This is a genomic window from Streptomyces sp. NPDC088915, from assembly GCF_044749825.1.
Classification (GTDB): Bacteria; Actinomycetota; Actinomycetes; order Streptomycetales; family Streptomycetaceae; genus Streptomyces.
The window spans coordinates 152023-165501 of sequence record NZ_JBIVIR010000001.1 but is presented as its reverse complement, the minus strand read 5'-3'; the positions used below and the strand labels follow the sequence as shown (position 1 = coordinate 165501).

The following is a 13479-nucleotide window of genomic DNA, read 5'->3' as shown; positions in this document are numbered from 1 at the left end:
TCATCCCGTACGTATGCATCGCGCCGCATAGCGGGCCGCATATCGGGCCGCTCGGCGTTCCCCGGAGACGGCCCGGGGGCGGGGAGGTGGTATTGGCGGCGCGGTTCCGCGAGGAGCCGCGTAGGGTCCGGATTCCTTCGAAATCCCTTCGGGAGACAGGAGTATGGGATGCGGATCGTGCTCGTCCACGGGGACATCACCGCCGAGGCGGTGGACGCGGTGGTCAACGCCGCGAACTCCTCGCTGCTCGGGGGCGGCGGAGTCGACGGGGCCGTTCACCGGAAGGGCGGCCCGGAGATCCTCGCCGCCTGCCGGAAGCTGCGCGCCTCGCACTACGGCAAGGGGCTGCCGACCGGGCGGGCCGTGGCCACCACGGCGGGGCGTCTGCCCGCCCGGCACGTGATCCACACGGTGGGGCCGGTCTGGTCGCGGGACGAGGACCGCTCGGAGCTGCTGGCCTCCTGCTACCGGGAATCCCTGCGGGTGGCCGACGAGTTGGGGGCCCGCACGGTCGCGTTCCCGGCCGTCTCCACCGGGATCTACGGCTGGCCGATGGCGGACGGGGCCCGGATCGCCGTCGAGACGGTACGGGCGACCCGCACCGAGGTCGAGGAGGTGCGGTTCGTGCTCTTCGACGAGACGGCGTACCAGGCCTTCGAGGGAGCCGTGGGGGACGTCCCCTAGGTTCCGGGGGAGGGGACGGAACCGAACCCGGGTCGAAACGGGAATTCCGCCCTCCCCGCGAGCCGCTTCTTTTCTTGCCCGCCCTCCCACCCTGATGCCGCCCCGATCTTGCCTTGGCCGGGTTTATCCGGCTCTCCTCACGCTTGCGAGGGAACGTCCGCTCCGGGACGGTTCGCCGGGGATTCCGTGGGCAATTCTGCATTCGCGACGTCGAGCACAACGGCCGGGACGGAGGGCCAACTGTCCCGGAAACACAGGTATTTCAGTCACGCTCCACGCTTCGGGTATTCGGCGGAGCTCCCAGGAGCTCACGGTCCTCAGTTCTCAGTTCTCGGTTCTCAGTTCTCGGTTCTCGGTTCTCGGTTCTCGGTTCTCGGTTCTCAACACACGGAGGAACAGTCATGGCACGCATCCGCACCACCCGCACCGACTTCACCCACATCGCCCAGTCCCTCCCGGTGCTCGGCTTTCCTCCGTGGTGAGGGACGGGGGTGGCGGAGACCGGCCCGACGGGGGCGATTCGGGGGGAGGCGACACGGCAGCGCGAATGGCGGGGGTGAACGGCGGCTCGTGAGGCGGCACTTCGGTACCGGTGGGTGAGCCGGGACACGGGTCGGCGTGCGGGTCGCCGTGCCGGCGGACGTGGGGGCCGGGGCGCGGGGGTGGTGGACGCGGGACCGGGGTTCCCACGTAAGGGTCGTTACCCGGCGCGTACGGCCGAGGCGACGGCCCCAGCGGTGGCCGGGCACGGCGGGCGGCCCTTCACTCGCGTCATGAGCACAAGCACGCCGCCCCGGCCCCGGCCCACCACGACTCCCGCACCGGCACGTTCGCGGTCCGCGCTCCCCCTCGCCGGGGTGCGGGCCGTGGCCTTCGCCCTGATGGCGGCGGTGGCCGGAACGGCGCTCCTCGATGCCCCGGCGCCGACCGCCGCCCCGCCCCAGCCCCCACCCCCGGCCACCGCCACGGTGGCGGCAGCGGCCGTGAGCACCGCCGGGGCCCCCGCTCCCGGCGCACCCGCAGCGTCTGGCACCCCCGCCGCGCCCGGCGCCCCCGCAGCGTCTGGTGCCTCCGCGGTTGCCCGTGCCTCCGCAGGGATCGACGTCTCCACGGCCCCCGGGGTCTCGGCGGCCTCCGGCACCCCCACGGCCCCCGGCGCCTCCACAGCCCCCAGCGTCTCCACGGCCCCCGGCGCCCCCGCGACCCCCGAAAAGCTCGTCTCCGCCGATTCCGTCCCCGTCACCTTCACCGGCAAGGCCTTCGACACCTGTGAGGCGCCCTCCGTCGAGACGATGCGGGCCTGGCGGGGTTCGCCGTACGGGGCCGTCGGGATCTACTTCGCCGGGCGGGGCCGGGGCTGCCCCGGCCAGCGGGAGCTCGGTCCCGGCTGGGTCGCCTCGGTGCAGGCCATGGGCTGGCGGCTGCTGCCCGTCTTCGTCGGCTCCCAGGCGCCGTGCGTCGAGGCCCCCGCCAAGAAGCCCTTCGCCATCGGCTCCGACCCCTGGGGCCAGGGCACCCGGGAGGCGGGTGACGCGGTGCGGGCCGCGCAGGCCCTGGGTCTGGGCACGAGCAGTCCGCTCTACCTCGACATCGAGGCCTACCGGCGCGGTGACGCGCAGTGTGCCGCGACCACCCTCTCCTTCGTCCGCGGCTGGAACCGCGAGGTGCGCCGCCTCGGGTACCTGCCCGGCTTCTACAGCAGCGCGGACACGGGCGTGCGGGACATCGAGGCGCAGCGGAAGGCGGGCACGGCGGACCTGCCGGCCGTGATGTGGTTCGCGCGCTGGCTGGGGAAGCCCGCGCTGGACACCGAGGCCACGCTCGCCCCGGCGGCCTGGACGCCGCACGCCCGGATCCACCAGTACGCGGGCAACGTCGCCGAGACGTACGGCGGCCACCGTCTCGTGATCGACCGCAACGCCGTGGACGCCCCGGTCGCCCGCCTCACCACGGCGCGCGCGGGTTCCTCTCCGGCGTTCTCCACCTCTTCCCCCGCCGTGACACGGACCACGGCCCGACCCTGAGCCGGACCTCGGGGGCCTCCACCCAGAGGAGGTGGGGGCGTCCTCACCCCTACAACCTGAGGCGGACGGCGGTTCGGGACCTGGGGCCGATCCGTCGGGTACCCCTCCCCTCCTAGCGTGGAGTCATGACTCCGCCACCCTCTGGCCCCGTCTGCGCCGGTGCCTCGCAGTACGCGTCGTACACGACCTTCTCCTCGTACGTACGGGCGCGTGGGCCCGTACTCCTGCGCACCGCCCGCTCCCTGACCGCCAACCCCTCGGACGCGGAGGACCTCCTCCAGACCGCGCTCGCCAAGACCTTCGTGGCCTGGGAACGCATCGAGGACCACCGCGCCCTGGACGGCTACGTCCGCCGGGCGCTGCTGAACACCCGTACGTCCCAGTGGCGCAAGCGCAAGGTCGACGAGTTCGTGTGCGAGGAGCTGCCCGAGCCGGTCGGCCTCCCGTCGCCCGACCCGGCCGAGCGGCAGGCGCTGCACGACGCCATGTGGCGCGCGGTGCTCAAGCTGCCGGAGCGGCAGCGTCAGATGGTGGTCCTGCGGTACTACGAGGACCTCAGCGAGGCGCAGACCGCCGAGGTGCTCGGGGTGTCGGTCGGCACGGTCAAGAGCGCGGTGTCCAGGGCGCTCGGCAAGCTCCGCGAGGACCCGGAGCTGACTCCGGTGAGGTGAGGTGAGGTGAGGCGAGACGGGACGGGACGAAGTGAGCTGAGGTGAGGTGAGGTGAGACGAGGAGTTCAGGAGTTCCTCGTACTCTCCCGGATCACCCCCGGATCACCCCCGGATCACCCCCGGATCACCCCCGGATCACCCTCGGCGCCTCCCCGGAGCACCCTCCTAACCTCCCGGTTCTCCCCCGGCGCCAGTAATCACTGGCAATTTCCATACTCCCGGGTAGTGACATACCGCTCGGTACGTGCGCAGAATCTCCACACCCCTACTGCCACGTAGCGCCCACCGGGAGGACGCCCCGTGTACAGCACCATGCAGGACGTACAGCTGACCGTGAGCCGCATCCTCGAACACGGGATGAGGATCCACGGGAAGTCCACCATCACCACCTGGACGGGCGAGCCCGAGCCGCAGCGCCGCACGTTCGCCGAGGCCGGAGCCCGCGCACACCAGCTGGCCCACGCCCTGCGCGACGAACTCGGCGTCACCGGCGACCAGCGGGTCGCCACCCTCATGTGGAACAACGCCGAGCACGTCGAGGCGTACTTCGCGATCCCCTCCATGGGCGCCGTCCTCCACACCCTCAACCTCCGCCTTCCCCCCGAGCAGCTGGTGTGGATCGTCAACCACGCCGCCGACCGGGTCGTGATCGTCAACGGCTCGCTGCTCCCCCTCCTCGCCCCGCTGCTCCCGCACCTGCCGACGGTCGAGCACGTCGTCGTCACGGGCCCCGGCGACCGCTCGGTCCTGGCCGGCGCGGCCCCGCGCGTGCACGACTACGAGGAGCTGATCGCCGGCCGCCCCACCACGTACGACTGGCCCGAGCTGGACGAGCGCACGGCCGCGGCCATGTGCTACACCTCCGGCACCACCGGTGACCCCAAGGGCGTCGTCTACTCCCACCGGTCCATCTACCTGCACTCGATGCAGGTGAACATGGCCGAGTCGATGGGCCTCACCGCCAAGGACACGACCCTGATCGTGGTGCCGCAGTTCCACGTGAACGCGTGGGGGCTCCCGCACGCCACCTTCATGACCGGCATCAACATGCTCATGCCGGACCGCTTCCTCCAGCCGGCCCCGCTCGCCGACATGATCGAGCGCGAGCGGCCGACCCACGCCGCCGCCGTCCCCACCATCTGGCAGGGCCTGCTCGCCGAGGTCACCGCCCACCCGCGCGACCTCTCCTCCATGGCCCAGGTCACCATCGGCGGCGCGGCCTGTCCGCCCTCCCTCATGGAGGCGTACGACAAGCTCGGCGTCCGCCTCTGCCACGCCTGGGGCATGACCGAGACCTCCCCGCTGGGCACGATGGCCCACCCGCCGGCCGGTCTCACCACCGACGAGGAGTGGCCCTACCGCGTCACGCAGGGGCGCTTCCCCACCGGTGTCGAGGCGCGGCTCGTCGGCCCCGGCGGCGAGCACCTGCCCTGGGACGGCGAGTCGGCCGGCGAACTGGAGGTGCGCGGCACCTGGATCGCGGGCGCGTACTACAGCGGCGTCGACGGCGAACCGCTCCGGCCCGAGGACAAGTTCAGCGAGGACGGCTGGCTCAAGACCGGTGACGTCGGCGTGATCAGCACCGACGGCTACCTCACCCTCACCGACCGCGCCAAGGACGTCATCAAGTCCGGCGGCGAGTGGATCTCCAGCGTCGAGCTGGAGAACGCGCTGATGGCGCACCCGGAGGTCGCCGAGGCCGCCGTGGTCGCCGTGCCGGACGAGAAGTGGGGCGAGCGCCCGCTCGCGACCGTCGTCCTCAAGGAGGGCTCGACGGCGGACTACGAGACGCTGAAGGCCTTCCTCGCCACGGAGGGCGGCATCGCCAAGTGGCAGCTGCCGGAGCGCTGGGCGATCGTCCCCGCCGTGCCGAAGACGAGCGTCGGCAAGTTCGACAAGAAGGTCATCCGCAAGCAGTACGCGGAGGGCGGGCTGGACGTGACGCAGCTGTAGGGGCCGGGACGTGAGGGAGGGGGAGGGCGCCCGGCGCCCTCCCCCTCCTTCGTGCCGGTTCGTACTAGTTGGTGCCGATCTTCGCGAGCAGATCGACGATCCGGGCCTGGACCTCGGCGCTGTTCGACCGCTCGGCGAGGAAGAGGACGGTCTCGCCGGAGGACAGCTTCGGCAGCTCCTCCTCGACGAGGTCGGCCGAGGTGTAGACGACGAGCGGAGTGCGGTTGAGCTGCCCGTTCGCCCGCAGCCAGTCGATGATCCCGGCCCGGCGGCGGCGCACCTGCATCAGGTCCATCACCACCAGGTTCGGCTGCGTCTGCGTGGCGAGCGTGACCGCCTCGGAGTCCGTGGCCGCCCGCGCCACCTGCATCCCGCGCCGCTCCAGGGTGGCCGCGAGCGCCTCCGCGATGTCCTCGTTCTCCTCGATCAGCAGGACCCGGGACGGGTGCTGCTCGCTGTCGCGCGGCGCGAGCGCCTTGAGGAGCACGGCCGGATCGGCGCCGTACGCCGCCTCGCGGGTCGCTTGCCCGAGCCCGGCCGCGAGCAGCACCGGCACCTCGGCGGCGACGGCCGCTTGGCGCAGGGACTGGAGGGCGGTGCGGGTGATGGGGCCGGTCAGCGGGTCGACGAAGAGTGCGGCCGGGAAGGCGGCGATCTGCGCGTCGACCTCCTCGCGGGAGTGCACGATCACCGGCCGGTAGCCGCGGTCGCTCAGCGCCTGCTGCGTGGAGACGTCGGGCGCGGGCCAGACCAGCAGTCGGCGCGGGTTGTCGAGGGGCTCCGGGGGCAGCTCGTCGTCGACGGGGCGCGGGGCGGGCCGGTTGGCGACCTCGACCGCGCCACCGGGACCGTCGAGCGGCTCGGGGCCCTCCGCGGAGCCCTCGGCGGGCGCTCCTATGGCGTACGCCCGGCCCTCGGAGGCGGCCTCCGCCCGGGACTGCGCCTCCGGATGCGCCGGGGCCGTCGTCCGGTCCCGGGCCGCTGCCGGAGCCGCCGTCTGCGCCGGTGTCTGCGGCTGGGAGGGGGTCTGCGGGTGCGGCTCGGCCTCGGTTCCGGCCGGCGCGGGGAGCGCCGTCGGGGCCGGCGGGTCGACCTCGGGCGGGGTGGCGAGCTTGCGCCGCCGCCCGGAGCCGTTGGAGGGCGCGGCGGGTACGCCGGACGTGACGGGCGCGGCGGGCGCGACGGCCGCACCGGGCGCGGCCGGAGCCGGAGAGGTCGCCGGTACCGGAGCCGGGTGGGCCGGGGAGGCGGGCGCCGGGGGCACGAAGGGGACGCCCTGCCCGAGGGTCCGGACGCTGAACGCCCGCCCCTGGGTCGACTCCCGCGACATGGGCAGCTCGGGAGGCAGCGGTACGGAGCCGGTACCGGTCCCGCTACCGGGCTGCGGCTGCTGCGCCTCCGGAGCCGGCGGCGCGACGGCCCGGCGCCGCCCGGTCGGCTCGACGGGCGCGGGGTCGCTCGCGGGCAGGGGAACGGAGGCGCCCGGCACCGGGGCGTGGACGTGCGGATGGGGCTGCGGCGGCGTGTGGTCGGCGCCCGGGACGCCCCGTACGGCCTCGTGCTGCCCCTCGTCGAAGACCGGCAGCGGACGGGCAGACGGGGTGATCGGCGCACCGGCCGGCGGACCGGTCACCGGCGCGGCGGGCAGGGGCACTTCGCGGTCGGCGTCGGCGGGCGGCAGCGCGAACGGGGTCCGGGGGCCGGCCTCGGCCGCGGCCGCCCGCTCCTGCGCGGCGGCCAGCGCGCGCCGACGGCGTCCGCTCGGCTGCGCCGGAGCCTCCTCGGAGGCGACGGCCGGCAGGGCCAGGGCGGGCGGGGGCACGGGTCCGGGGACGCCCGCGGGGTCGACGGCGACGCCCTGCGGCGGCACGGCCGCGCCGAGCGCGGCACGCCCCTGCGCCCCCTCGGCGGCGGTCACGACGGAACCCTCGGCGGGCCGTCCCCGACGGCGCCCGGTGGGCTCGACGGGCGCAGCGGCAGAGGTGACCGGAGCGACCTGGGCGGCCGGTGCGGCCTGCGCGGCCGGGCCCCCGGGGGCGGGGATCGCGTTCTGCTGGGCCGGGATCAGATCGGCCGCGGCGGTTCCTCCCGTACGGGCACGGCGGCGCCCGCTGGGCTCGGCGCCGGACGGGGCGTCGCCCCCGGCCGCGACCGCGCTCTCCAGGAAGGCGTCCGTCGAGCCGCGCCGGGCCCGTCGACGGCCTCCGCCGGCCTCCGTGTCCGGCCCCGCACCCGGGGCGGGAACGGCGGCGGGGGGCTCGGCGACCGGCGCCGAGGCCTGCGCGGGCAGCGCGAGGGCCTCCCGGCCGCCCGCCTGCGCGTCGTTCCGGGGGGCGGGCGCCGGGACCGTGCCCCGGCCCGCGCCGATCGGCACTTCGAGGACGTACGCGCCGCCGCTCGTGCCCGGCACCTCGTGGGTCTGCACGACGCCGCCGTGCGCCGCCACGATCCCGCGCACGACGGGCCCGTGGACCGGGTCGCCGCCCGCGTACGGGCCGCGGACCTCGATCCGTACGACGTCGCCGCGCCGTGCGGCCGCCACGACGATCGTGGAGTCGGCGGGCCCGGCGCCCGGGACGGCGGCCCGGTTCCTGCCGGTCGCGTCGACGCCCGCGACGTCCGCGACGAGGTGCGCGAGGGCGGTCGCGAGCCGGGCCGGGTCCACCTCGGCCTCGATGGGCGGGGTGTGCACGGCGAACTGCGCGCGGCCGGGCCCGATCAGCTCGACGGCCCCGTCGATGCCGGCGGACACGACCCCGTCGAGGAGCGTGACGCGCTTGTCGAGCTCCTCCGCGCCCGCGTCGAGGCGCTGGTAGCCCAGGACGTTGTCCACGAGCGCCGTCATCCGGGCGTACCCGGCGGCGAGGTGGTGGAGCACCTGGTTGGCCTCGGGCCACAGCTGTCCCGCGTCGTCGGCGGCGAGGGCGCCGAGCTGGGTGCGCAGCTCCTCCAGGGGGCCGCGCAGCGACTCGGCGAGGACGGCGGTCAGCTGCTCGTGGCGGGCGGCGAGCGAGGCGTACCGCTCCTGCTGCGCCTCCCGTTCCGCCGCCGCCCGCTCGGCGCGGTCGGCGAGCTCGGCGGCGTGCTGCTCGGCGAGCTGCTCGTACGGCCTGCGGTCGGTGAAGGTCATCACCGCGCCGACGAGCTGGTCCCCGTCCCGCACTGGAGCGGTCGTCAGGTCGACCGGGACCCGCTCGCCCTTCTTCGTCCACAGGACCTGCCCGCGCACGCGGTGCTTCCGCCCGGACTTGAGGGTGTCCGCGAGCGGCGACTCCTCGTACGGGAAGGGCTCGCCGTCGGCGCGCTTGGCGAGGATCAGCGGGTGCAGCTCCCGGCCGCCGAGCTCGCCGGCGCGGTGGCCGAGGATCTGCGCGGCGGCGGGGTTGACGAGGACGACCCGGCCGTCGGTGTCCGTGCCGACGACGCCCTCGGAGGCGGCGCGCAGGATCATCTCGGTCTGCCGCTGCGAGCGGGCGAGTTCGGCCTCGGTGTCGAGGGTGCCGGTGAGGTCGCGCACGACCAGCATGAGCAGCTCGTCGCCGGTGTAGCCGCCGTACGAGTCGTAGGCCTCGCGGCCGTCCTCCAGGCTGGCGCTGGTCACCTCGACGGGGAACTCGCCGCCGTCGGTGCGGCGGGCGACCATCCGGGCCGGCTTGGTGCGGCCCTGCTCGTCGGTGTTGTCCGGGCGGCGCATGGAGCCGGGGATGAGGCGCGAGTCGAAGTCGGGCAGGAGGTCGAGGAGGCCGCGCCCGACGAGGGCGGTGCCGGGCGTCTCGAACATGCCGAGGGCGATGGTGTTGGCGTTGACGACCGTGCCGTTGCAGTTGACGAGCACGAGGCCGTCGGGGAGGGCGTCGAGTATGGCTGCGAGGCGAGCAGCGCCTCGGGATGGCCTGCTGCTCACGACGACGCTTCCTCCCTGACGCACTGCACGCGCTTGGCCTGTCGACCGGCCGGCCCCATCTTGCCCCTCGGGTCGTGGCCTGTCACTGAAGGGAGTCTAAGGGAGCCTCCGGCCGACGCTCCCGGGCGTCGCCCCCGACCGCCGTCCCCACACGGCATCTCCGCACGTCATCCCCGCACGTCGTACCCGGACGTCGTCCTTGGATGTCATCCCCGGGCGTCGTCCCCGGGCGTCGTCCCCGGGCGTCATCCCCGGACGAGGGGAAGGACGGGCTCCAGATTCTCCCAGCGGTCGATCTCGCACCCGTTCGCGCGGGAGAAGCGGGCGTCGACCTCATGGCCCCGCCAGGTGCCGGTCACCCGTGCGAGGACGGGCCCGCCGTACACCTGCGCGCACACCCGGTCCTCGGGGACCGGCCGGAACGGGTCCTCGTCCGCCGCCGCGAGCCGGTCCAGGCGCTCGCAGGCGCGCTCGGCGGCCGGGTGGTCGCCCCCGGGCCGCTCGCCGCACCTCAGCTCGAAGGTGCCGTCGGCCTCGGGGTGGCCGCTTCCGGAGATCGCCACGGTCAGGGCGTCGGGCGCCGGCGCCGGGAACAGCGGCAGCGGCGGCAGGGGACCGAGACCGGCGGACCCGGCGGCGGTGGTGGCGAGGGTCGCGAGGACGAGACGGCGCAGCATGCGGATCTCCAGGAGCACGGGTGCACGGCGGACACGGCGGCACGGGCGCACGGCGCGCCCACCCCGTCTAACGCTCCGGACGCGGCGGCGTTGCGCGGAGGGGAGTGCGGGAGGTGCGTGCGGAGGGCGCGGAGGGGGAGCGCGCCGGGCGGGCGCGCGGGCCCGTACGCGCGCCGGTGGGCTTTGCCCTGGACCCCGGAGGGCTAGTACGGTGAGAATCGATTGGTGACAGCCGGTTCGCCTGTGTCATCATCTGCACGCACCACCCGCGCATGCGTGAGGTGCATGGAGGCGTCGCCTAGTCCGGTCTATGGCGCCGCACTGCTAATGCGGTTTGGGTCTTAAAGCCCATCGAGGGTTCAAATCCCTCCGCCTCCGCCCCACACCGAAGCCCCGGCCCCACGGCCGGGGCTTCGGCCGTTCCCGGACCCCGCCCCCACACTCCCCTGCTGTGGCGTTTTCGCAGGTCACAAGGGGTGGGGCAATCGGATTTCACAGGACGGCGGCAGTCATGTAATGTTCTTCCTGTCGCCGCGAGCGGGTCGAAAGACCGGGGAGCGAAGACGAAAACTAAAAACAAGCACTCGTAGCTTAACGGATAGAGCATCTGACTACGGATCAGAAGGTTGCAGGTTCGAATCCTGCCGAGTGCACAGGAACGAGAGGCCCGGACGAGAGTCCGGGCCTCTCGCGTTGTGCGGTGCGTGGCGGAGGCGGCAGTGCCATCGGCCGCGGCGAGGAGGGACTGCCCGTGCTCGCCTGCGAGTCGGCCTGGCATCATCCTCGGACGACCGCTGGTCATGGCGGTTTTCAGGGGGAGGGGATCGGCTGTGGTCGTGGGTATCGCGCTGTTCGTGCTGGGACTGGCGGGTGTGGTGTGGGGGGCGATGTTCCTCTTCAACGTGCGGGGCGCGGCGGACAAGGCGGTCGCGCGGCGCAACGCCGTCAGGGCTGTGACCGCGGCGCGGACGCTGGACATGGGGCTGACGGAGCCGTCGCGATTGGGTGCCTGGTTCTTCCGGCTCACGGGCGGCGTCGTCTTCCTCTTCTCGCCCGTGCTCGCGCTCGTCGGCCTCGTCGTCGCCACGCGCGGATGACGGCCTGATCCGCGCGTCCCGTCGACAAGACGCTGCCCTTCAGGGGGAGGGCGGCGTGGACGGGGTCGCCGTGCTGCCCGGTGGTGGGGCGGTTAGGGTCGATCTTTCGTTCGTTCTTTCGTCGTACAGGGGGTTGGGACATGGCGCTTTTCGGGAACGCGCACGCGATCGATCCGGCGCAGGCGCAGCAGGACTTCGCGCGGCTGCTCGGGCAGGGGGAGCAGGTGCACGCCGCGTACCTGCTGATCCGGGACACGATCTTCTTCACCGACCGGCGGCTCGTGCTGGTCGACAAGCAGGGGATCACCGGCAAGAAGGTCGAGTACCACTCGATCCCGTACCGGAGCATCACCCACTTCGCCGTCGAGACCGCCGGCACCTTCGATCTCGACGCCGAGCTGAAGATCTGGATCTCGGGCAGCCAGCTGCCCGTGCAGAAGACCTTCACCAAGGGGGTCGACATCTACGAGGTGCAGGCGATCCTCACGCAGTTCGTCGCCAAGTAGGCGGTACGGAGCGGAGGGAAGGGCCCGGGGGAATCCCCGGGCCCTTCCCCTTTTGGGTGAACCTGTCTTATTTGCATGTCAGTTGAATATGCCTTCGGACTAGCTTGCGAGACGGAGGTGATGATCGATGGACGCGATCGACATCGATGACGTGGTGTACGCCGCCACCGGGGAGCGCCTGCGGAGGCTGACCGCGTCGGACGGGGGCCACTGGTTCCCGGTGGTGGACGTGGCGAAACGGCTGGGGTACGCGGGGACGAGGGAGGCCCTGCGGACGGTGGCGCTGCCCGAGGAGTGCCTGGCGTCCGCGCGGGAGGTCGCCGGCGACGACGCGTACCTCCGCCGGTGCGGGATCCGCGCGTCGACGCGGATGGTGAGCCTCCAGGGGCTCGTCCAGCTCGTCGGGGCCTGTCGGCGACCGGAGGCCGGGCCGTTCCGGGCGTGGGTGGCCGAGGTCGTGGCGTCGGTCCAGCGCTACGGCGGGTACGGGCTCGAACCCTCCCCGGTGCACGCCGGTTTCCTGCTCCCGCCGGAGCTCGTCGACGTCCTCGTGCGCCTGGAGGGGCGGTTCGACGAGGGAGCCCTCGCGCACGCCGAGCAGGTCGAGTACGCGGAGCTGCTCCGCGAGACCCGGCAGAGCCTCTCAAGGGTCGCCGAATCCCTCGAACGGCTCGCCGTGCCCCGCCAGCGCACCGGCTCCGCCGTCGCGCTCAGCCCGCAGGAACTCGTCGAGTCCTGGGCCATCACCGGAGACGTGCGGACGGTCGCCAGCTACCTCGCCCCCGGGCTCGTCCGGGGCGGGGTGCGCTACCGGCCCCAGGACGTCACCCGCCGCACCGGCCTCTCCGGCGAGCGCGTCCGCGACTGCGTACGGCTCCTCCTCGAACGCGGCTGCATGCGGCAGGTCGGGGAGCCCGACCCGGACGGGACGCGGATCTACGTCCTGCCCTGAGCCGCGCTCCGGTCCGGGCGTGCCGGGCGGTGGCGTGGCGGAGACTGGACGCCTGGGGCGTACGGGACGTGATCGGGGAGGCGTGGGCATGGGCATGGGCATGGGTGCGGAGTGGCGGTGCCGGGGGATCACCTGGAGCGGCGGAGTGCCGGGGCTGCGGTGGCGGGGCGGGAAGGTCAGCGCCCTCGCGTACGGGCAGCCGCTCGCCTTCCGTGCCGTCGGGGTGCGGCGCTGCCCGGGGGCCCGGGGCAACCCCTGCCCCCTGGAGGCCGCCGTCCCCGGCCGGGCCACCGGCGGGCGGTGCGCGGAGTGCGCACGGCTCGACCGGGCCCACTCGGTCGCGGCCGACACCGTCGCGGACGACCCCCAGCCGTACCGCGTCTACCTGGCCTGGTTCGGGCCCGGCATGACCAAGGTGGGGATCACCGCCGAGGCCCGGGACGAGGCCCGGCTCCTGGAGCAGGGGGCCGTCGCGTTCAGCTGGCTCGGCCGGGGGCCGCTGATGGCCGCCCGGCGCACCGAGGAGGTCCTGCGGCAGGCGCTCGGCGTGCCCGACCGGGTGGCGTACGAGCGCAAGCGAGCCGCCCGGCACGCCCTGCCGCCCGTCGCCGAACGGGCCGGGGAGGTCGAGGAGCTGTACCGGCGGGCCCGGGAGGTGGGCGGCTGGACCGAGACCCTGGAGCCGCTGGAGTTCGCCCCGCGCGACCACGCCGGGGCCTTCCACCTCGACGGACTGCCGCCGCTCGCCGGCACGGTCACCGAGCTGACCGACGGCGGCACCGTCGCCGGGCGGCTGCTCGCCGCCGCCGGGCCCGACCTGCACCTCCTCGCCCCCGACGGGCGCTGCCTCGCCCTCGACACCCGGCTCATGGGCGGCTGGGTCCTCCAGAAGGCCGACGGAGGGGACGGCTTCTCCGTCCCGGTGACGGCGGCGGCTCCTGCGGACGATCCGAACGAGCAGGGGGAGCTCTTCTGAGACGGCTCCTCGGAGCAATTCCTCGAAGGGCCTCA

Annotated in this window: 10 protein-coding genes and 2 tRNA genes; 10 read left to right on the top strand and 2 right to left on the bottom strand. The window is 74.0% G+C overall.

The features are described from left to right. Positions 1-168 precede the first annotated feature (168 nt). The 4 genes from ACIP5O_RS00815 to ACIP5O_RS00800 all read left to right on the top strand — a co-directional run bounded on the left by ACIP5O_RS00815 (position 169) and on the right by ACIP5O_RS00800 (position 5332). On the top strand, positions 169-684 hold the full coding sequence (locus ACIP5O_RS00815; protein ID WP_401286879.1) for an O-acetyl-ADP-ribose deacetylase: 516 nt from the start codon (positions 169-171) through the stop codon (positions 682-684). Positions 685-1457: 773 nt separating this feature from the next. Next, entirely contained in the window at positions 1458-2708 is a 1251-nt protein-coding gene (locus ACIP5O_RS00810; protein ID WP_401286876.1) for a DUF1906 domain-containing protein, read from the top strand. Between the two features lie 125 nt (positions 2709-2833). Next, on the top strand, positions 2834-3379 hold the full coding sequence (locus tag ACIP5O_RS00805; protein ID WP_125668156.1) for a SigE family RNA polymerase sigma factor: 546 nt from the start codon (positions 2834-2836) through the stop codon (positions 3377-3379). 300 nt (positions 3380-3679) lie between these two features. Beyond that, a complete protein-coding gene (locus tag ACIP5O_RS00800) occupies positions 3680-5332 on the top strand; it encodes a long-chain fatty acid--CoA ligase (protein WP_401286873.1) in 1653 nt (550 codons plus the stop codon). Between the two features lie 64 nt (positions 5333-5396). On the opposite strand, the gene ACIP5O_RS00795 is transcribed toward ACIP5O_RS00800, so the two are convergent. Both ACIP5O_RS00795 and ACIP5O_RS00790 read right to left on the bottom strand, forming a co-directional pair. After that, positions 5397-9236 carry a PAS domain-containing protein gene (locus tag ACIP5O_RS00795; protein ID WP_401286871.1) on the bottom strand — a complete coding sequence of 1280 codons (3840 nt, stop codon included), beginning with the start codon at positions 9234-9236 and terminating at the stop codon, positions 5397-5399. A gap of 245 nt (positions 9237-9481) precedes the next feature. Continuing rightward, complete coding sequence (locus tag ACIP5O_RS00790) at positions 9482-9913, bottom strand: SSI family serine proteinase inhibitor (protein WP_401286868.1); 432 nt, start codon at positions 9911-9913, stop codon at positions 9482-9484. Positions 9914-10200: 287 nt separating this feature from the next. Between ACIP5O_RS00790 and ACIP5O_RS00785 the strand changes: the two genes are divergently transcribed. From ACIP5O_RS00785 to ACIP5O_RS00760, 6 genes are all read left to right on the top strand, one after another. Further along, a tRNA-Ser gene (locus ACIP5O_RS00785) sits at positions 10201-10291 on the top strand. A gap of 202 nt (positions 10292-10493) precedes the next feature. After that, positions 10494-10566 (top strand) — tRNA-Arg (locus ACIP5O_RS00780). 183 nt (positions 10567-10749) lie between these two features. Then, on the top strand, positions 10750-11010 hold the full coding sequence (locus ACIP5O_RS00775; RefSeq protein WP_356539795.1) for a hypothetical protein: 261 nt from the start codon (positions 10750-10752) through the stop codon (positions 11008-11010). 140 nt (positions 11011-11150) lie between these two features. Further along, positions 11151-11516, top strand: coding sequence for a PH domain-containing protein (locus ACIP5O_RS00770; protein WP_017240499.1), 366 nt, complete (start codon positions 11151-11153; stop codon positions 11514-11516). A 127-nt stretch (positions 11517-11643) separates the two neighbouring features. Continuing rightward, entirely contained in the window at positions 11644-12468 is an 825-nt protein-coding gene (locus ACIP5O_RS00765; RefSeq protein WP_401286863.1) for a BRO family protein, read from the top strand. A gap of 88 nt (positions 12469-12556) precedes the next feature. Further along, a complete protein-coding gene (locus ACIP5O_RS00760) occupies positions 12557-13444 on the top strand; it encodes a DUF2797 domain-containing protein (protein ID WP_401286860.1) in 888 nt (295 codons plus the stop codon). Positions 13445-13479 lie beyond the last annotated feature (35 nt).